Below are 17,383 nucleotides of genomic sequence, written 5' to 3'. Positions count from 1 at the left end.
TGGGACCCGTGCCTTCCGCGGACTCAGAGACCCTGCTCGAGCTAGGCCTGTCCCGCTCTGCGTTGGACCGCTCAGCGGCCCTGCGCAAGGAGCCGGACCAGTTGCGTCGACTGCTGGCCGACCCGGCCACCTGCGTCCTCGATCTGTACGGCGACCGGGCGCCCTACGAGGGCGAGCCGGGTTCGCGCCGGCTCTACTACCGTCCGCCGGTCGAGGCCGACCGGTCCGACCTGGTGATCTATCTCGGCGCTTCGGACGGGAGGTCGTACGCCTGCGCGATCCACCCTGCGGAGCATGACGGGGACGATCCACGAGCCAACCTGCGCTCTCTCGGCATGGAGCTGGGCGATCTCGATGTCGGCGTGCTCGCGGCGTCCGTCGGGATGGCCAACTGGCACGCCGGCCAGGGCTTCTGCCCACGGTGTGGGGCGCCCACAGAGCCTGCCGAGGGCGGCTGGGTCCGCATCTGCACCAAGGACGGGTCGAGTCACTTCCCCCGCACGGACCCGGCCGTGATCATGGCGGTCGTCGACGACGAGGACCGGCTCCTGCTGGCCCGCGGCCCGCAGTGGGGCGAGAACCGTCTGTCCGTGCTCGCCGGGTTCGTCGAGCCGGGCGAGTCCCTGGAGGCCGCGGTCGCGCGCGAGGTGTTCGAGGAGGTCGGCGTCCCGGTGACCGACGTCCGCTATCGAGGCAACCAGCCGTGGCCGTTCCCTGCCTCCCTCATGGTGGGCTTCCGGGCGCGTGCCGCCTCGACCGACCTCGTCCTCGACCCCGAGGAGATCGCTGAGGCGCGCTGGTTCAGCCGCGAGCAGCTGGCCGAGGAGGTCGGCGACGGTCGCCTCGGGATCTCGCCGCACCTGTCCATCGCCCGCCACCTGATCGAGGACTGGTACGGCGGTCGCATTGCCGAACCCTCCTGACGATCGCCCACGCCTGTGCACAACGATCGTCGGGTGTCGGGCGGGGATGCGAGCATGGGGCCGATGAACGCCGACGACGTCCTGGACGGGCTTGACCCCGAGCAGCGCAAGGTCGCCGCGTCCCCCCTCGGACCGATGGTCGTCCTCGCGGGTGCGGGCACGGGCAAGACCCGCGCCATCACCCACAGGATCGCCTTCGGAGCGCACTCCGGTGCCTACCAGCCGCAGCGCGTGCTCGCGGTCACCTTCACCGCCCGCGCCGCCGGCGAGATGCGTACTCGTCTGCGACAGCTCGGCGTCCCCTCGGTCCAGGCCCGAACGTTCCACGCGGCCGCGCTGCGACAGCTGCACTACTTCTGGCCCAAGGTCATCGGTGGCGCTGCGCCGGAGGTCATGCCGCACAAGGCTTCTGCCGTCGGCGAGGCCGGCTCGCGACTGCGGCTGCAGCTGGACCGGGTCGTCATGCGCGACCTCGCCTCGGAGATCGAGTGGGCCAAGGTCTCGATGCTCACGCCTGAGACCTACCCCGCGGCTGCTCGTCAGGCTGGTCGGAGCCCTGCCGACCTCGACCTGACCGCGATGGCGCGGCTGCTCGAGGTCTACGAAGAGGTCAAGACCGAGCGCAACGTCATCGACTTCGAGGACGTCCTGCTCCTCATGGTCGGCATCATCCGCGACCGCGACGACATCGCGCGCGAAATCCGTTCGCAGTACAGGCATTTCGTGGTGGACGAATACCAGGACGTCAACACCGTCCAGCAGCATCTGCTGGATGCCTGGGTGGGCGAGCGGGCCGACCTGTGCGTGGTCGGCGACCCCGCCCAGACGATCTACTCCTTCACGGGGGCGTCGCCGCGTCACCTGCTGAGCTTCCCGCGGCTGCACCCGGATGCGGACAAGGTCCAGCTCGTCCGCAACTACCGCTCGACCCCTCAGATCATCGGCCTGGCCAACCTGGTCGTCCAGGCCGGGCGAGCCGGTGCCGTCGAGCTCCAGGCCCAGGGCGAGAGCGGCCCTGCACCCAGGCTCGCGTCGTACGCCGATGACCCGTCCGAGGCGCGCGGTGTCGCCGACGAGATCAAGGGCCTCATCGCCAAGGGGACGCCGGCCAGCCAGATCGCGGTGCTGTTCCGCACCAACGGCCAGTCGGAGGCCTTCGAGTCCGCACTGGCCGATGTCGACGTGCCCTACCTCGTGCGTGGCGGCGAGCGCTTCTTCAGCCGGCAGGAGGTACGCAACGCGGTGCTCCTCCTGCGTGGTGCCTCGCGCTCGGACGACGGCAGCGTCCCGCTCGGCAACCTGGTCCGCGACGTGATCACCGGAGCCGGCTGGTCACCCCAGGCGCCGTCCGGAGGTGCGGTCCGCGAGCGTTGGGAGTCGTTGAACGCGCTCGCCCTGCTGGCCGATGGCTTCGGAGCGGCCTCCGAGGCAGTGCGGCTGCCTGAGCTGGTGGCCGAGCTGGACCGCCGCGCGACCGAGCAGCACGCTCCGACGGTCGAGGGCGTCACACTCGCCTCGCTGCACTCGGCCAAGGGCCTGGAGTGGGACCACGTCTTCCTCGTCGGCTGCAGCGACGGGCTGCTGCCGATCTCCATGGCCGACGGCGCCGAGGCGGTCGAGGAGGAGCGGCGGCTGCTCTATGTCGGCCTGACGCGCGCCCGCAAGGGGCTGATGTTGTCGTACGCCGCCGCCCGCAACCCAGGGGGCCGCGCCTCCCGCCGGCCCTCCCGTTTTCTCGACGGTGCGGCGTCCGTGCTGGGTGAGGCCGCCCGTTCCCAGCCCAAGAAGCGCCCGGCCAAGGAGCGCAAGGTTGCCCAGGCCACCCGGTGCCGTACCTGCGGCAAGGACCTGTCCTCCGCGGCGGAGCGCAAGGTCGGTCGGTGCGAGGACTGTCCGCCGACCTACGACGAGGCTCAGTTCGAGGCGCTGAGGACCTGGCGACTGGCCGTCGCGACGGCCAGCAAGGTGCCGGCGTACGTCGTCTTCACCGATGCCACGCTGACCGCGATCGCGGAGCGTCGGCCGACCAAAGCAGGGGAGCTGAGCACGATCTCCGGCGTCGGTGTCCGCAAGCTGCAGCGCTACGGCGAGTTCGTGCTCGAGATCCTGGCGGGTGGAGATCCTGACGAAGTTGCCGAAAAGTGTTGTGCCGCAATGCAATCCGAAGAATCTGCATGAAGCCACCGATCTCGGTGAAACGTTTTCTGAAGTTTCTTCGATAAATAAGTTGTGCGCCGTGACGCGGCGCACGTAATCTGTCAGACGTTCAGCCCACAGGCTCCGGCAGCCGGGTGGGGATCACGATCAGATCGAAGGAGGGTTGGCACATGGAGAACAACACGATGACGGACATGACGTGCGATTGCACTGGCATGCCGTTCACTGCTGCCCTCACCCTGCCGATCCTCGGAGATCTCAGCGTGATGGCCCAGGGGACAGGTGTGTCCGCCGTCGGCGCCGCCGTCACCCGTGAGCGCGTTGCCGCCAGCCGCCAGCACTCCATCGAGGGCACCCGCCCGGGTGGAGCCGGCGTCCCGGTCATCGCCACCGATTCCTCTGACTACCCGTCCATCAAGTCCTTTGCCGACGGTGTCGTCCGTTCCGCATCCTGGAGCCATCCGGTCTAGCAGCTAGACCAGCCTCCTCCAGGCCGCGGAACCCGATACCAGGGTCCGCGGTCTTTTTCGTGTCCGCGGGGCCATCGACTGAGAGAGCCACAGATGTCGATCAGCACGACAGCCCGATGCCAACCCGAGACCACTGGAGCAGCGGCCAACCCGCAGCACCAGAGCACGACAGAAGGACCCCTGGACCGGGGTCACGACACGAAGGAGGTGCCACCGATGATGTTGACCAATCTCATCGACGAGGCCGCCGAGGCCATTGACCTGGGGGCCGAGATGCCCTGCCGGGTCAACGACCCCGAGCTGTGGTTCGCCGAGCGACCGGAAGACGTCGAGTTCGCCAAGGCCCTGTGCCGCACGTGCCCGCTGCAGCAGGCCTGCCTGACTGGCGCCAAGGAGCGTCAGGAGCCGTGGGGCGTCTGGGGTGGCGAGCTGTTCCTCCAGGGCGTGGTGATTCCTCGCAAGCGGCCGCGTGGCCGTCCGCGCAAGCACCCCGTCGCCGCATAGTCCCGGCGCCGCCGTGTCAACGCGCGACATGTCAGGCATGACCCTCAGCGAGAGGGCATGTCATCTGAACACACCCGAAAAGCGTTCTGTTTCAAGGAGATTCACGATGTATCAGGTACTGAACGAGCAGCTGGCTCGCCAGCGAGTACACCAGCACGAGAGCAAGGGCGTCCGCCGCCAGTCGCTTCGCGTGGCATGGCAGGGACGTCGGGTGGAGCAGCACCGCTACGAGCGGTGATGGCTCCGGCCCAGGACTCAGTGCTCAAGCCGGACCCAGTGTGCGCGACAGCTGGGACCCCGGACGCACTGAGTGAAGACCCGAAGCCGGGCGAGGTACGTCGTACCTCGCCCGGCTTTGTCGTGTCGCGATGAAGGCGGTGCCGGTCGAGGTTCTCCCGGCACGCAGGGCGCGTCAGGCCAGGGGTGGCAGGTTGGCGCCGGGGACGCAGCGGTCGATGATCTCCCGCGCGGGGACCGTCCCCTCGATCTGACAGAGCACGGCGATGCCGCCCAGCCAGGTGCGGTGGATCAGCAGGTACTGCGGGGGCAGGTTGAGGCGGAGCCCGACCGTGAACTGGCTGCTGCGCGGGTCATTGATGTAGGCGAAGATGCCGCGCAGCCAGGACCGCGAGAACGCGAATGTCGGCTCGTGCAGCGGCTCGAGGAACCGGCCGAGGTAGTCCAGCAGCTCGTCAGCGTCGATGCTGATCCGCGACTTGATGAAGCCTTCCTCTCGCAGCCCCTCCACCAGACCGTCCGCGTCGCCCTCGAGCGCGAGAGTCAGCAGCTGGCCGGTCGCCGGCGGCAGCCCGTCCGGGAGGCGGTTGACCGCTCCGAAGTCGAGTACGCCGAGCCGGCCGTCGGGGAGCAGCCGGTAGTTGCCGGGATGCGGGTCCGCATGCAGCAGCCCGGAGCGTTCGGGCGCGCCGACCAGGAACTCCAGATATCGGGTGGCGGCCAGGTCGCGCTGCTCCGGGGTGCCGGAGCTGATGATCTTCGAGAGCGGCGTCCCGTCGATCCACTCCGACACGATGACGTGCTCGGAGCTGGTGACCACCTGCGGCAGCAGGAAGTCAGGATCGCCGTCGTACGCCTCGGCCAGCTGCTCCTGCGACGCGGCCTCCAGCTGGTAGTCCAGCTCCTCGGCCATCCGGCCCTTGAGCTCGTCGAGGATTGGCGCGAGATCCAAACCAGGCACCCATCCGGCGGCCAGCCGGACCACCCGCGTGAGCTGGTTGAGGTCGGACATCAGGGCGCTCGCTGCGCCGGGGTACTGCACCTTGACGGCGACATCGCGACCGTCCGACCAGACCGCGCGGTGCACCTGGCCGATCGATGCGGCCGCCGATGGCTCGTCGTCGAACGACTCGAACAGGTCGCGCCAGTCCTCGCCGAGCTCGTCCTCGAGGGTCGTGTGGACCATGGACACCGGCATCGGGGGCGCGGCGTCCTGCAGCTTGGTCAGGGTCGCGCGGTAGGGGCCGGCCAGCTCCTCGGGCAGTGCCGACTCGAACATCGACAGCGACTGCCCGAACTTCATGGCGCCGCCCTTGAGGCTGCCGAGCACCTGGAACAGCTGCTCGGCCGTCCGCGCCTGCAGCTCGGCGGCGACCAGCTCGGCCGGCTTGCCGCCCACCCGCTTGCCGAACCCGAGAGCCGCCCGACCGGCGAACCCGATCGGCAGCGTGGCCAGCCGTGCGGAGCGTACGACGGCCTTGCGCGGGAGCTCGCTCATGAGGTCTGGTCCGCACGCGGGAGGCGATTCATGAGCCCATTGTCACGCAGGGGCATCGCGGGTGCTGACGCCAGGAGTGATGTGACACGCGCGGATGGGGTAGCGCGACCACGAGTCCGACGCCTGCGGGCACGGGATGTCCGGTGAGGACATTGCGCACGGTGAGGCCGGCGAGTCCCGCTGCGAGGGCGGTGAGTGCGGGGTCTGGGTCGCCTGTGGGCGGTGTGTCGTGGGCCAGAGCGGCAGCCAGGGCAGCCCGGCCGGGGTCGCGATCGGCCTGGGAGAGCTCAAGGCATCGCGCGCACGGGCCACCCTGCGGTGCCACGACCGGTCCGATGGACATCCGGTCACCGTGATGGACGACCGGGAGGAACGGGACGCCGCAATCTCGCCAGACCTGTGCCTGACTCACGTCGATCATCATCTCCGAGACGCCGACAGCCAGGTCGGGCACGTCGTACGACGCCTCGTCCGGCCCCAGGACGTCGGGGCTTCGGGTGAGGCGAGCGGCGTACGGACGAATGACTGAACGCACGGCCTGGGCGAGCGCGCCGTGGCCGGTCACCGCGACCTGGCTGGCAACGGGCGACGTGAGAGCGGCCGATTCGGCGGCCTCGGCGAGCTGCTCGAAGGCGGCCGATGCCGTCGCGGAGCTGCGTGGGTTGGCGGCCACGGCGCGGAGGCCGGACGTCGTCGTCGCGCCGAGCGTCAGGAGCAGCCGGCGATCCTCCTGACTGAGACCGCTCAGGAGCAGGGCGCGCAGTCGAGCCAGGCTGATCTGGATCACGCCATTGGCGTGGGGTGCCGCACGCAGCGCGACGATCTGCGGTGAGATGTCCGACGGGTACATGGCCGCCTCCGGTGGGGTGAGTTGCCGGCAACTCTGGCAGGGGAACGCGATCGACCTCGGCCGTCGTCCACAGGTGCGACAGAAAGGGAGTCCTCCATGGGAGATCTGCTGGCCATCGTGGTGCTCGTTGCCGCACCCTTCACGGCCTGGTGGCTGCGCCACCGGGTGCGCACCGGAGCGGCGGACGAGTACTTCGCCGACGTCATTCCCGGAGAGCTGCCCGCGACCGGGTCGCCTGCCCCTCGGACGAGCGGTCGACGAGCGCGCGAGATGGTGTCCGCTGCTCCCGTGCGCTTTCACCCGCCGACCGCGATGCGCCCGGCGTCCGTCGGGATCGTGATCGAACGCGCGGTCCAGCCCCGCGATCTCGGAGCCGCCTTTGTCGACCTCGCGGTACGCGGGTTCTTCCGGATCCGTCGACCGCGGCCCGGCGAGGGGGATGCCTCGAAGGACTGGCTTCTCGAAGCCCCGGCAACCGTGCCGGACCAGCCGCTGAGCGGGGTCGAGCGGCGCGTCCTCCAGGCGACGTTCCCGACAGCACATCCGGTGCTGCTCAGCTCGGCGAAGCCGGCTCTGCGGCCTTCCTTGCGCGACCTGCGCACTGAGCTCGCTCACGAGGCGCACGACCGGCGGTGGCTGGTGGGCGCGAGGGACGGCTGTTTGCCCGCGGTGCTGCTCGCGGTGGTCGGCGGCGGGCTGCTCGTGGTGGCCAGCTTGATCGGCGTGCACGGAACGGTCGGCACGCTGGCGGGGATCGCGGTCCTGATCTCAGCCGTGGTCGCCGGCAGCGGGCAGACTCCGCGGCGCACTGCGGAAGGCACGGCTGCAGCAGTACAGATCGAAGGCTTTCGGCGATACATCGCCACCGCCGACGCGCGGCAGCTGCGACTCGAGGAGGCGGCAGGAGTCTTCAGCCGCTACCTGCCCTGGGCGATTGCCTTCGACCTGACGGAGCACTGGTGCCGGGTCTTCCGCGACGTGCTCGTCCTCGCGCAGACCAGTGGCAGCGACGGCGGGACGATCTTCTACGCCGGCGACTCGTCGTGGGGCTCGGACCTGGCGTGGCTCGGTGACGTGCAGTCGTCGTTCGACGCGATGGTCGGCGACGTCACGGGCGCCGTCGGTGACGTGTCGAACGCCGTCGGTGACGTGTCGAACGCCGTCGGCGACGTGGTGTCGGACGTCGTCGGTTCGATCGACTCGATGGTGGGCGACGTGACGAGCGGGATCTCGGAGGCCGGCGGTGCGTCGAGCGACGGCGGATTCGCCGGCGACAGTGGCTTCAGCGGTGGGGGAGACGGGGGCAGCAGCGGAGGAGACAGCGGCGGCTCCAGTGGCGGAGGCGACAGCGGTGGCGGTGGCGACAGCGGCGGGGGTGGCGGCGGAGGCGACTGACCTCTCACTGAGCCGCGAGGTGCACCTGGTCCACCGTCGCCACGGTCCCGAGCCGCGGGAAGTTCAGCCGGATCGACGCATCGTGCTCAGCCGCCGTGAGCGCGGCCATGGCGTCCTCGACGAAGACCAGGTCGTAGCCGAGGTCGCTGGCGGCGCGGGCGGTGGACTCGACCCCGAGGTTGGTGGCGATGCCGCCGAACACGATGGTGCTGACGCCGAGCTCGCGCAGTCGTTCGTCGAGTCCGGTGCCGGCGAAGCCGCCGATCGTCCGTTTCACGATCTCGATGTCGCCCGCCTGCTGCAGCCCGGCCGCGAGCCCACTGCCCGGGGGCTGCTCGGGGACGCCCGGCCGTTCGACGCGGACCAGCACGACCGACGCACCGGCAGATCGGAAGCGCGTCGCCAACGTCTCCGCCACGAGGAGCACGTCAGAGCCCTCGCGGGGTTCGACGGGCAGACCGATGATCCGGTCCATGAGATCGATGAGCACCAGCGCCGTCTGCGTGGGGTCGAGCGAGAGGGGAGCGGCCATGGCCGCACGGTATCCCTCGGCCGGTTCTGCTGCACGCGAAAATGTCCGCGCACCAGGGACTTTCGCGGGATCGTGGAGCGATGCTGAGTTCCGTCGCAGTCCTGTCAGACATCCATGGTGTCCTGCCTGCGTTGGACGCAGTGCTGGCTGAGCCCGACGTGATCGCCGCCGACCGGATCGTGCTGACCGGCGACATCGCAGCCGGGCCGCAGCCGGTCGAGACGCTGGACCGGCTGACCGCGCTGGGCGACCGGGTCGTGTGGGTGCGAGGCAACGCGGACCGGGAGCTGGCCGCAGCGGCACGAGGGGCGACCCTGTCGATCCCGATCGATGGCTGGTGCGCTCAGCAGCTGCGCGATGACCAGGTCGAGCTGCTCGCCGGCCTGCCGCATCCGGTGACGCTCGACGTCGAGGGTTTCGGCCCGGTGCTGTTCTGCCACGGGAGCCCGCGTGACGACGACGAGGTCGTCCTGGTCGACACCCGGATCGACCGCTGGTTGGAGGTGCTCGCGGACGTGCCCGAGGACGTACGGACGATCGTCTGCGGCCACACCCACATGCCGTTCCAACGCCTGGTCGACCGACGTCTGGTCCTCAATCCGGGCAGCGTCGGGATGCCCTATGGCGGGGCCGGCGCCCACTGGGCACTGCTGCGTGGGGGAGAGGCGCGGCTGCGGCGTACGACGTTCGACCTGGCACAGGCGTGCGCTCAGATCGTCGCGTCGAGCGGTCTACCGGACGTTGCCGAGTGGGTCGATGAGTACGTCTGGTCGCGCAACTCCGATGTCGATGCGGTACGCGCGTTCGGGCCTCGCGACGGGCGTTGAGGCAGCGCCCACGGGGCCGCTCAGGCCCGGGATACGGGACTTTGTCGGGCGCGTCGCCTAAGTTCTTGGGTATGGGCGAGCAGCCGCTGACGATCGGCTCCGCCGCCGAACCGGTGGTGGAGATCCGTCGCAGTGCCCGCCGGCGACGCACGGTGAGTGCTTATCGCGACGGTGACCGGATCGTGGTCCTCGTTCCCGCGCGGTTGACCAAGACCCAAGAGCGCACGCTCGTGGCCGAGATGGTCGACAAGGTGCAGGCTCGCGATCGGCGGCTTCGTCCCAGTGACGCCCAGCTGGCTGCCCGCGGGCAGGACCTGTCAGCGCGCTATCTCGGCGGTCTGGCGCGGCCGACTTCCGTGCGGTGGGTGGACAACCAGCGTTCTCGATGGGGTTCGTGCACACCACTGGACGGCACGATCCGCTTGTCCTCGCGGCTGCAGGGCATGCCTGAGTGGGTGGTCGACTACGTCCTGCTCCACGAGCTGGCTCATTTGCTGCAGCCGGGCCACGGCAAGTCGTTCTGGACGCTGCTGAGCGGCTATCCGCACCTGGAGCGAGCGCGCGGCTTCCTCGAGGGCGTGGCCCACACGGACGGTTCCGGTGAGTCCGTCGCGGACGACGAACCTGACGTCGAGGACGCGCCGGCCGGCTGAGCCCCTCCAACGCTGGCTCCGCGGTCCGCATGGTGAGACCATGTGGTGACGGCGATCACCCCCGCAATCAGGCGGGTCGCCGCACTGGAGAACGCATGGCCGTCCTACTGCTCTACGTCGGGATCTGTGTGGTCCCGGCTGCCATCTTCTGGCTCCTCGACCGGTGCTACCACGCGTGGACCGGCGTACGACCATGGCCATGGTCCGAGCCGGCGCGCGACATCGAGCCGTCCAGGCCCTCGAGCCACCTCCCGCTGGAACGCCTCGTGGCTGACCTTCATCGGCTGGAGCTGGAGATCGCCAGGCTCGAGCGGTCCGACATGCCTGCCAAGGTGCACCGGCTCGAGGCAGTGACCCTGGCGTACGACGACACCCTGCGCGCCTGTTGCGTGATCTTGGAGCTGCCAGCACCGCCCGCCCGACGGCTGGCGGGCGTGGACCGGTTGGTGGTCGAGGCGGAGCTCGCCCAGGCCGGCCTCCTCTGGTGAGCGATCGGCTACTTCGGTGTGATGGTGACTTTGAGGATGCGGCCGGTTGTCTCGGTGACGAAGAGCTCGTGGGAGGGGCCGGTGCCACCGAAACCATCGGGGATCCGGACGCTGGTCGGGGACACCAGTCCCTGCACCAGCAGGCAGGCAGCGCCGGTGTTGCGGTCGACACGAACCAGTTCACCCGTAGCGAAGGCCGCCACCACCAGCTTGTTGCCCGGCAGCACCGTCAGGTCATCGAGCCCCTTGGGCAGATACGGGAACGGACTCAGCGTGCTGACGACGGAATGCGCGCCCGGATCGTCCAGTGGAACCCGAACGATCGGCGAACCGAGGTCGGCAAGAACGCTGACGTACAGGGTTCCGTCCGCGACCTCGGCACCGTTGGAGCTGAAGACGTTCGCGGCCGCCGTCCAGGCGGTGTCCTGGCTGCCGTCGGGCCGGATCTTGACGATGTTCGACGCGGTCAGCCCGGTGACATAGAAGTTGCCCTGGCCGTCCACCGCCAGGCCGTTCGGACCGGCCAGGCCGGTGGTGAACGGCGTGGCAACCGGCTGCGCCGCGGAAGGGTCGAACCGCATGATGCCGGCGGTCGTGGAGCCCACGCTGGATCCGAAGTTCACGTACATCAAGCCGTCGGGGCCGCGCCGGATCCCGGACGGCCCAGGCACTGAGACCCGTACCCGAACCTCTCCGTCCGGGCCGAGTCCTTCGACCTCGTTGTTCAGCAGCCGCGAGACCCACACGGTGCCGTGCCCGTCGAAGTCAAGATTCTCGCGCCAGCCGGCGACCGGAAGAGTCCCCATCGTAAAGGTGCTCACTGTGGTGGAGACGTCACTACACCGCGGCTGGGTGAGCAAGGGGGACGCCGAGGCTGGTACGGCAGCCACGGTGGTGGCGAGCAGGGCAGCAACGATGAGTGAACTCCGCCAGATGCGCATGGACCGTATCGTGGTCCCAGCCGTGTACGGCTGTCCAGACCAATCGATGATTCACCTGGAACGGTCTACCAGACGTCTCGATGGACGACGTCCTCAGCTGAGCGCGGCCCGTGCCGCTGACACCAGGTCGCCCATGTCCGGATCGGTGGGCTGTGGCAGCCGGTCGACCGGCCACCAGCGCAGGTCCTCCGACTCCTCGGAGATGACCGGCTCGGCGCCCGGAGCTGCGACCGCCACGAAGCGAAGATCCAGGTGCGAACGGCAGTGACCGAACGAAGCGGTCAGCTGATGGTGATGCAGCTGCGCCAGCCGCGGTCGGACGTCCAGGTCCTCAATCCCCGACTCCTCGCGTGCCTCGCGGGCCGCCGCGGCGTGGACCGTGCCGTCTGCAGGCTCGAGGTGGCCACCCAGCTGCAGCCACAGCCGAGCCTTCTTGTGCAGCGTCAGCAGCACGCGCTCCAGCCGATGGTCCAGGACGACGACGGAAGCGGTCATGTGGTCGCGCGGCCCGTCTCGCCACATCGCCGCAGGCTCGGCCGACAGGTGACGCAGGTAGGAGTCCCGCGTGGCTGCCTGCTCGGCGTCCGGGGCGGCCCAGGTGCGCAACAGCCTGGTCGCGTCGGCATGGAGCAGCGCGTACTCCGTTGGTAGGACCGTGCTTTGCTCCGTCGTCACTCGGGCTTGTCCTTGTCCTCGCCCTCGTCGGAGCCTTCGCTGGAGTCGTCGCCCGACGTGTCGGAGTCCATCTCGGCCTGGCCCTGCGCGAGCAGCTTGTCGAGCTCGTCGTCCATCTCGTCCCGCGCAGGCGCGCTGGTCTCGGCGCCCGTACGACGCGCCACGTAGGTGAGCGGGTCGTCCAGGTCCGCACCGCTCGGGGCGAAGTCCGGGTGCTCCCAAGCCTTGTCGCGGGCCTGCGCACCGCCCGCCTCCTCCAGCGCAGCCCACAGGTTGGCCGCATCGCGCAGTCGCCGGGGCCGCAGCTCGAGGCCAACCAGCGAGCTGAAGACCCGCTCAGCAGGTCCGCCCGAGGCGCGACGTCGGCGTACGGCCTCGGACAGCGCATCGACGTGCGGCAGGTGCGGGCGTGCGGCCCGCTCACTGACGACGTCGACCCAGCCCTCGACCAGGGCGAGCGTCGTCTCGATCTGCTTGACGGCCCGCTGCTGGGCCTCGCTCGGCTCGGGCGTGAACAGTGAGCCCTGCAACGCCTGCTGCATCGCGGCCGGGTCGGAGGTGTCCGCCTCCTGCAAGGCCCGCTCGATGCGCTCGGTGTCGATGCTGATGTCGCCGGCGTACGACTGCACGGCGGCCAGCAGGGCCGGGCCCAACCATGCGACCTCGTCGAACAGGCGCGCGCGAGCAGCCTCGCGGACGGCGAGGTAGAGGTGGACCTCGCCCCCCTCGATGCCCAGCCCTTCGGCGAAAGCGGTCACGTTGGACGGGAGGATCACGACGGGGTTGCCCTCGACAAGGGGAAGGCCGACCTCGGTGCCGGTGACCAGGTCAGTGGCGAGCGCACCGACGGCCTGGCCGACCTGCATCCCGAACATCGCGCTGCTCATCCGCGCGACCATCGGCTCCATCTGGCCGACCAGCGCAGAGGCGTCGACGCCCGGGGGCAGGCCGAGCTCGGAGGCGAGGTCGGCGTCGCCGAGGTCCTTGAGCTGCTGCTGCATCGCGGTCTTGATCGCATTGCCGACACCGACGGCGACGGGCTCGACCAGACGTCGCCAGACCGGCATCGTCTGCTCGACCCACTCGGCGCGCGACCACGCACGCGCTCCCGCGGCGGGCGCCTGCAGATCGGTGACCTCGTCCAGCCACAGGTTGGCGACCTGGACGACCTGCTCGACATCGCGGCTGGTGCTGCTGCCGATGCTCTGGTCGCCCTCAGCAGAGACGGTCTTGCGCGCGGCGTCGGTGGCCAGCTCGACGTTGAACGACCCGTCGCTCGGGCCGGACATCATCGCCTGGACCTGGGCCTGGACCATCTGCAGCATCGCGGGGTCGAGGTTTTCGACGCCCATCTGCTTGAGGGCGTCGGCCAGCTGCGGGTTATCGGACATGTCGCCGCCGCCGGTGAGGGCGCGCAACAGCTCGGTGAGGTCGGGTTCGTCGTCGTCACCGGGGCCGCTCGGCTGGAGGTGCGGGGTGTCGGACACGTGATGCTCCTTGGCGACGGCGGGCTCGCCGGCAGTTGCGGCGGTGAGAGGATGACGTCTCTTCACAGATAACCACGAGGGGGCCTTGGTGAGTTCCGCAGGTCGGCGCGTTCGCTCTCGGCGCAGCGGTCCCGTCGTCGTGACCAACGCCGGTACGCGCTCGGGCGCCGCCGCCGCACGCGCTCTGTCGGCCGAGTCCGGTGTCTCCGTCGTGGCACTCGGTACGCCGCTCGCACCCCTCGATCCCGATCTCGCCTCATCGTCCGTACAGCTCGTCGAGGATGTCGACCTGGGCGCTCCCACGGTGGCCGATCACCTTCGCGGCGCGCGTGCCCTGGTGCACGTCCTTGCCCCTGACGACCTGGCGGCGGAGCTGGCGGACGGAGGGCGTCGAGACCGCTTGGTCCGCGAGATCCAGACGTTGGTGCTGTCGGCTGCCGCAACCTCGGTGCCCCATCTGGTGCTGGTCACCAGCGCGATGGTGTTCGGCGCTAAGGAGGACAACCCGGTCCCGCTCGATGACGACGCCGTGCGCGGCGCTGATGCGACCGTCGGCCTCGTCGGTGACCTCGTCGCGGTCGAGGAGGCCCTGGAGCACGCCTCGGCGATCCATCCCGGACTGGTGACCACGCTCGTACGCCCCGCGACCCTCGTCGACGGCACGGACACGATCATGACGCGGCACGTCGCCGCGCCCCGGCTGCTGCGGCTGAAGGAGTCGACGCCGATCTGGCAGCTGTGCCACGTCGAGGATCTCGCGAGCGCCCTCGCCCATGTCGTGAAGTCGCACCTCGCGCCCGCGGTGACGGTCGCCAGCGAGGGCTGGCTCGACCAAGGCGAGATGGAAGACCTGTCCGGGATGCGTACGGTCGAGCTCGGTCACGCGGCGGCGACGGGCATTGCTCAGCGGCTGCACCGCGTCGGCTCGCTCCCGTCCCCGGCCACCGATCTGGACTACATCGCCCACCCATGGGCGGTGTCGAGTGCTCGGCTGCGCGAGGACGGCTGGCGACCCGTCCATGACAACACCGAGTGCCTCGATCTGCTGCTGTCCGACGCGCGGGCGCACCGTATGGGGTCTGCTCGCAGGTTTGACCGCAAAGATGGGGCGGCGATCGGAGCAGCGAGTGCTGCGGTCGCGGTAGGAGCCACCGCGGCGATCATGCGCCGACGTCGAAAGAAGGGCAGCACGTGAGGTCAGACCCGTCCGTCGTCCCCGACACCCGCGTACGCCTGCTCGACGTACGCGACGAGCCGCTGTCGCTGGACGAGGTGCTCGCTGCGGTGCGGGACCCGGCCGCCGGTGCGGTCGCCCTGTTCGTCGGTGTCGTACGTCAGGCAGACCACGAGAAATCGGTGGACGCGCTGGACTACTCGGCCCACCCGAGCGCTGTCGAGGCGCTCGCGGCAGCCGCCGCGACCGTCGTACGCGACGACATCACCGCCCTTGCCGCCGTGCACCGCACCGGGCACCTCGAGGTCGGTGACACCGCGGTGGTGGTGGCCGTCAGCGCGCCACACCGTGGACCCGCGTTGGAGGTGTGCCGGGAGATGATCGACACTCTCAAGCGCACAGTGCCGATCTGGAAGCACCAGCAGTTCAGCGACGGGAGCGATGAGTGGGTGGGTCTGCCATGACAGCAACACAGGTTCCGTCGCGTCCGAAGCCCGCTCAGGGCCTGTCGCGACGCACCATCTGGCTGCTGGTCGTGGTGCTGCTCGCGGTCGTCATCGGCGCCCTCGGCCAGATCATCAAGGTCCCGTACGCCATCTTCAGCCCGGGGCCGGCGCAGGACACGCTGGGCAAGTCCGACAAGCAGGACATCATCGCGATCACCGGGACGCAGACCTACCCGACCTCGGGTCGCCTCGACTTCACGACGGTCTCGCTCTACGGCGGGCCCAACTATCCCGTCAGCGTGTGGCAGTGGCTGCGCGCCAAGACGGACAAGAACAGCGAGATCTTCCCCGAGGAGCAGGTCTTCCCCAAGGGCAAGACCGGCAAGCAGGTCGAGCAGGAGAACACCGCCGAGATGGTCGGCTCCCAGGAGGCAGCCGAGGTCGTGGCCGTCCGCGCGGCCGGCAAGAAGGTCGCCGAGACCGTCACCGTGGGAGCGGTGAGCAAGGGCAAGCCCGCTGACGGTCTGCTGCGGGTTGGCGATCGGATCGACCAGATCAACGGCAAGCCCGCCACCACGTTGGACACCATCCACGGCGCCATGGATGCCGTGAAGGTGGGGCAGACCGTGCAGGTCACCGTCACCCGGGCCGGCAAGTCGCAGACCATCGCGGTCGGCACCGTCAAGAACGATGACGGCCAAGCGATCATGGGCATCTCGCTCGCGCCCAAGTACGTCTTCCCGTTCGGCGTCAAGGTCAACGCCGGTGACGTCGGCGGTCCGTCGGCCGGCCTGATGTTCAGCCTGGCGATCTACGACAAGCTGACGCCCGGCCCGATCACGGGCGGCAAGGAGTTCGCCGGCACGGGCACCATCGACACCGACGGCGTCGTCGGACCGATCGGCGGTATCCGCCAGAAGATGGTCGGTGCGCACAACGACGGCGCCGATATCTTCCTGGCCCCTCAGGACAACTGCAACGAGGTCAAGGGTCACGTGCCCGACGGCCTGACCGTGGTCAAGATCGGCACGTTCGCCGAGGCCAGGACCGCTGTCGAGAAGATCGGCAAGGGTCAGGCCAGCGGCCTGCCCTCCTGCGGCTGATCGGACCCTGACGAACAGGGTTCGCTGGGCGATCCGAGCCGCTAACCTCGCGCTCAGTGTCCGGCCGGATGCCCGGCCGGACGACGAGTCCAGAGGAGACCTGCAGATGAAGACACTCCGCATCGCCGCGACCGCCACCGTCATAGGCGTCTCACTGATAGCCACCGCGCCCACAGCGTCGGCCAACTCGTTCAACGTCTCCGTCGGCGGCGGAGGGACGGTCTCGTACAACGACGGCACAGACACCGTGTGCGCGTCCCTCTCGTCGGGCTCCGGCTACGACGTGCTCGACATCACCGTCTATCCCGTCGTGGCCGGCCGGGGACCGACGTGGACGTTCAACGTGCACCGCGGCGGCAAGGTGTGCCGCTCACTCGCGACGGCTTACGAGGACTCGGCCTACAAGTATCTGGGGGGTCTCGGCTACGAGCCCCCATGCCGCTGCGGCACGCGCTTCGGCGACGACTTCTACAGCTGACGTCTAGCTGAAGGTCGCGCGCAGGGCCTCGACGAGTCCGGGCGCGATGTCCTTGCCGATGGCAACCTTGTCGTCCGAGTCGTGCTTGCGCTGACGCAGCAGGCAGACCGACTCGCCGTCGCGTAGCACGGCCACCAGCAGGCGTACGTCCTCGTGGTCCGGGTGCACGGCCAGCGCCTCGGCGGCCTTCTCAGGGTCGTCCGGCAGGTCGCGCTCGGCCTCCGGCGGGACGACGATGCGCTCGACCGCGAGTGCCACGCCGTCGACCTCGTCGGGCCAGGCGAGCCGCCCGAGCATCGAGTCCAGCGACGACGTGCTCGGCATGCCCTCCTGCTCGATCGTGCTGTACGCGTCCGGGTCGACACGGGCCAGCTGCTTCGCCAGCGCGGGCTCGCGTCGAGCGATGTCGCCGTTGCGTGCGATCGCGAACAGCCGTGGTGGCTGGTCCCATCCGGCTGCGGCGACGTGCTGCTCGGTGTCGACGGCACAGCTCATGAGCGGGCTGAGGACCGGGCGGACGGTGGGGTCTTGAGAGGTCACCCGGC

At 69.6% G+C, this 17,383-nt stretch carries 20 protein-coding genes; 13 read left to right on the top strand and 7 right to left on the bottom strand.

The features are described 5' to 3' along the window. Positions 1–8 precede the first annotated feature (8 nt). The 5 genes from nudC to VV02_RS27375 all read left to right on the top strand — a co-directional run bounded on the left by nudC (position 9) and on the right by VV02_RS27375 (position 4,292). Positions 9–923 carry an NAD(+) diphosphatase gene (gene nudC / locus VV02_RS20025; RefSeq protein WP_245633143.1) on the top strand — a complete coding sequence of 305 codons (915 nt, stop codon included), beginning with the start codon at positions 9–11 and terminating at the stop codon, positions 921–923. 63 nt (positions 924–986) lie between these two features. Then, positions 987–3,101 carry an ATP-dependent DNA helicase UvrD2 gene (locus VV02_RS20020; RefSeq protein ID WP_157063482.1) on the top strand — a complete coding sequence of 705 codons (2,115 nt, stop codon included), beginning with the start codon at positions 987–989 and terminating at the stop codon, positions 3,099–3,101. 149 nt (positions 3,102–3,250) lie between these two features. Further along, entirely contained in the window at positions 3,251–3,550 is a 300-nt protein-coding gene (locus tag VV02_RS20015) for a hypothetical protein (RefSeq protein ID WP_052594408.1), read from the top strand. Between the two features lie 216 nt (positions 3,551–3,766). After that, positions 3,767–4,054, top strand: a complete 288-nt coding sequence (locus VV02_RS20010) for a WhiB family transcriptional regulator (protein WP_083450583.1) — start codon at positions 3,767–3,769, stop codon at positions 4,052–4,054. A 106-nt stretch (positions 4,055–4,160) separates the two neighbouring features. Then, the gene (locus VV02_RS27375) at positions 4,161–4,292 is read left to right on the top strand and encodes a hypothetical protein (protein ID WP_281177315.1); all 132 of its coding nucleotides are present in this window, start codon (positions 4,161–4,163) and stop codon (positions 4,290–4,292) included. 174 nt (positions 4,293–4,466) lie between these two features. Here the strand turns inward: VV02_RS27375 and VV02_RS20005 are convergent, their stop codons facing one another. Both VV02_RS20005 and VV02_RS20000 read right to left on the bottom strand, forming a co-directional pair. Then, positions 4,467–5,789 carry an ABC1 kinase family protein gene (locus VV02_RS20005; protein WP_052594406.1) on the bottom strand — a complete coding sequence of 441 codons (1,323 nt, stop codon included), beginning with the start codon at positions 5,787–5,789 and terminating at the stop codon, positions 4,467–4,469. A gap of 28 nt (positions 5,790–5,817) precedes the next feature. Next, the gene (locus VV02_RS20000; protein ID WP_052594404.1) at positions 5,818–6,639 is read right to left on the bottom strand and encodes a TOMM precursor leader peptide-binding protein; all 822 of its coding nucleotides are present in this window, start codon (positions 6,637–6,639) and stop codon (positions 5,818–5,820) included. A gap of 96 nt (positions 6,640–6,735) precedes the next feature. Here VV02_RS20000 and VV02_RS19995 point away from each other — a divergent pair, with 96 nt between their 5' ends. Continuing rightward, positions 6,736–8,034 (top strand): DUF2207 family protein, encoded by a 1,299-nt coding sequence (locus VV02_RS19995; protein WP_052594402.1) that lies wholly within the window; start codon positions 6,736–6,738, stop codon positions 8,032–8,034. Positions 8,035–8,038: 4 nt separating this feature from the next. Here the strand turns inward: VV02_RS19995 and VV02_RS19990 are convergent, their stop codons facing one another. After that, positions 8,039–8,566 (bottom strand): isochorismatase family protein, encoded by a 528-nt coding sequence (locus VV02_RS19990; protein ID WP_052594400.1) that lies wholly within the window; start codon positions 8,564–8,566, stop codon positions 8,039–8,041. An 80-nt stretch (positions 8,567–8,646) separates the two neighbouring features. Here VV02_RS19990 and VV02_RS19985 point away from each other — a divergent pair, with 80 nt between their 5' ends. The 3 genes from VV02_RS19985 to VV02_RS19975 all read left to right on the top strand — a co-directional run bounded on the left by VV02_RS19985 (position 8,647) and on the right by VV02_RS19975 (position 10,534). After that, positions 8,647–9,393 (top strand): metallophosphoesterase family protein, encoded by a 747-nt coding sequence (locus tag VV02_RS19985; RefSeq protein WP_052594398.1) that lies wholly within the window; start codon positions 8,647–8,649, stop codon positions 9,391–9,393. Between the two features lie 71 nt (positions 9,394–9,464). Next, on the top strand, positions 9,465–10,046 hold the full coding sequence (locus VV02_RS19980) for a M48 metallopeptidase family protein (protein WP_052594396.1): 582 nt from the start codon (positions 9,465–9,467) through the stop codon (positions 10,044–10,046). 95 nt (positions 10,047–10,141) lie between these two features. After that, positions 10,142–10,534: a hypothetical protein gene (locus VV02_RS19975; protein ID WP_052594395.1), complete on the top strand. Its 393-nt coding sequence runs from the start codon at positions 10,142–10,144 to the stop codon at positions 10,532–10,534. An 8-nt stretch (positions 10,535–10,542) separates the two neighbouring features. On the opposite strand, the gene VV02_RS19970 is transcribed toward VV02_RS19975, so the two are convergent. The 3 genes from VV02_RS19970 to VV02_RS19960 form a co-directional block, all read right to left on the bottom strand. Next, the gene (locus VV02_RS19970) at positions 10,543–11,340 is read right to left on the bottom strand and encodes an SMP-30/gluconolactonase/LRE family protein (protein ID WP_052594393.1); all 798 of its coding nucleotides are present in this window, start codon (positions 11,338–11,340) and stop codon (positions 10,543–10,545) included. A gap of 228 nt (positions 11,341–11,568) precedes the next feature. Beyond that, entirely contained in the window at positions 11,569–12,150 is a 582-nt protein-coding gene (locus VV02_RS19965) for an NUDIX domain-containing protein (RefSeq protein ID WP_218917448.1), read from the bottom strand. Next, complete coding sequence (locus VV02_RS19960; protein ID WP_083450311.1) at positions 12,147–13,637, bottom strand: zinc-dependent metalloprotease; 1,491 nt, start codon at positions 13,635–13,637, stop codon at positions 12,147–12,149. The genes VV02_RS19965 and VV02_RS19960 overlap by 4 nt, the downstream gene beginning before the upstream one ends. An 88-nt stretch (positions 13,638–13,725) precedes the next feature. Here VV02_RS19960 and VV02_RS19955 point away from each other — a divergent pair, with 88 nt between their 5' ends. The 4 genes from VV02_RS19955 to VV02_RS19940 all read left to right on the top strand — a co-directional run bounded on the left by VV02_RS19955 (position 13,726) and on the right by VV02_RS19940 (position 16,838). Beyond that, entirely contained in the window at positions 13,726–14,832 is a 1,107-nt protein-coding gene (locus VV02_RS19955) for a Rossmann-fold NAD(P)-binding domain-containing protein (RefSeq protein ID WP_052594391.1), read from the top strand. Next, a complete protein-coding gene (locus VV02_RS19950) occupies positions 14,829–15,275 on the top strand; it encodes a molybdenum cofactor biosynthesis protein MoaE (RefSeq protein WP_052594389.1) in 447 nt (148 codons plus the stop codon). Before VV02_RS19955 ends, VV02_RS19950 begins: the two co-directional genes overlap by 4 nt. Continuing rightward, the gene (locus VV02_RS19945; RefSeq protein WP_052594387.1) at positions 15,272–16,360 is read left to right on the top strand and encodes a YlbL family protein; all 1,089 of its coding nucleotides are present in this window, start codon (positions 15,272–15,274) and stop codon (positions 16,358–16,360) included. Before VV02_RS19950 ends, VV02_RS19945 begins: the two co-directional genes overlap by 4 nt. A 106-nt stretch (positions 16,361–16,466) precedes the next feature. Continuing rightward, complete coding sequence (locus tag VV02_RS19940) at positions 16,467–16,838, top strand: hypothetical protein (protein ID WP_052594384.1); 372 nt, start codon at positions 16,467–16,469, stop codon at positions 16,836–16,838. A 3-nt stretch (positions 16,839–16,841) separates the two neighbouring features. On the opposite strand, the gene VV02_RS19935 is transcribed toward VV02_RS19940, so the two are convergent. Continuing rightward, entirely contained in the window at positions 16,842–17,333 is a 492-nt protein-coding gene (locus tag VV02_RS19935) for a PPA1309 family protein (RefSeq protein ID WP_083450582.1), read from the bottom strand. Positions 17,334–17,383 lie beyond the last annotated feature (50 nt).

Source organism: Luteipulveratus mongoliensis (genome assembly GCF_001190945.1).
Classification (GTDB): Bacteria; Actinomycetota; Actinomycetes; order Actinomycetales; family Dermatophilaceae; genus Luteipulveratus; species Luteipulveratus mongoliensis.
The sequence above is the reverse complement of the archived record's forward strand: the minus strand, read 5'-3'. Positions and strand labels throughout refer to the sequence as shown.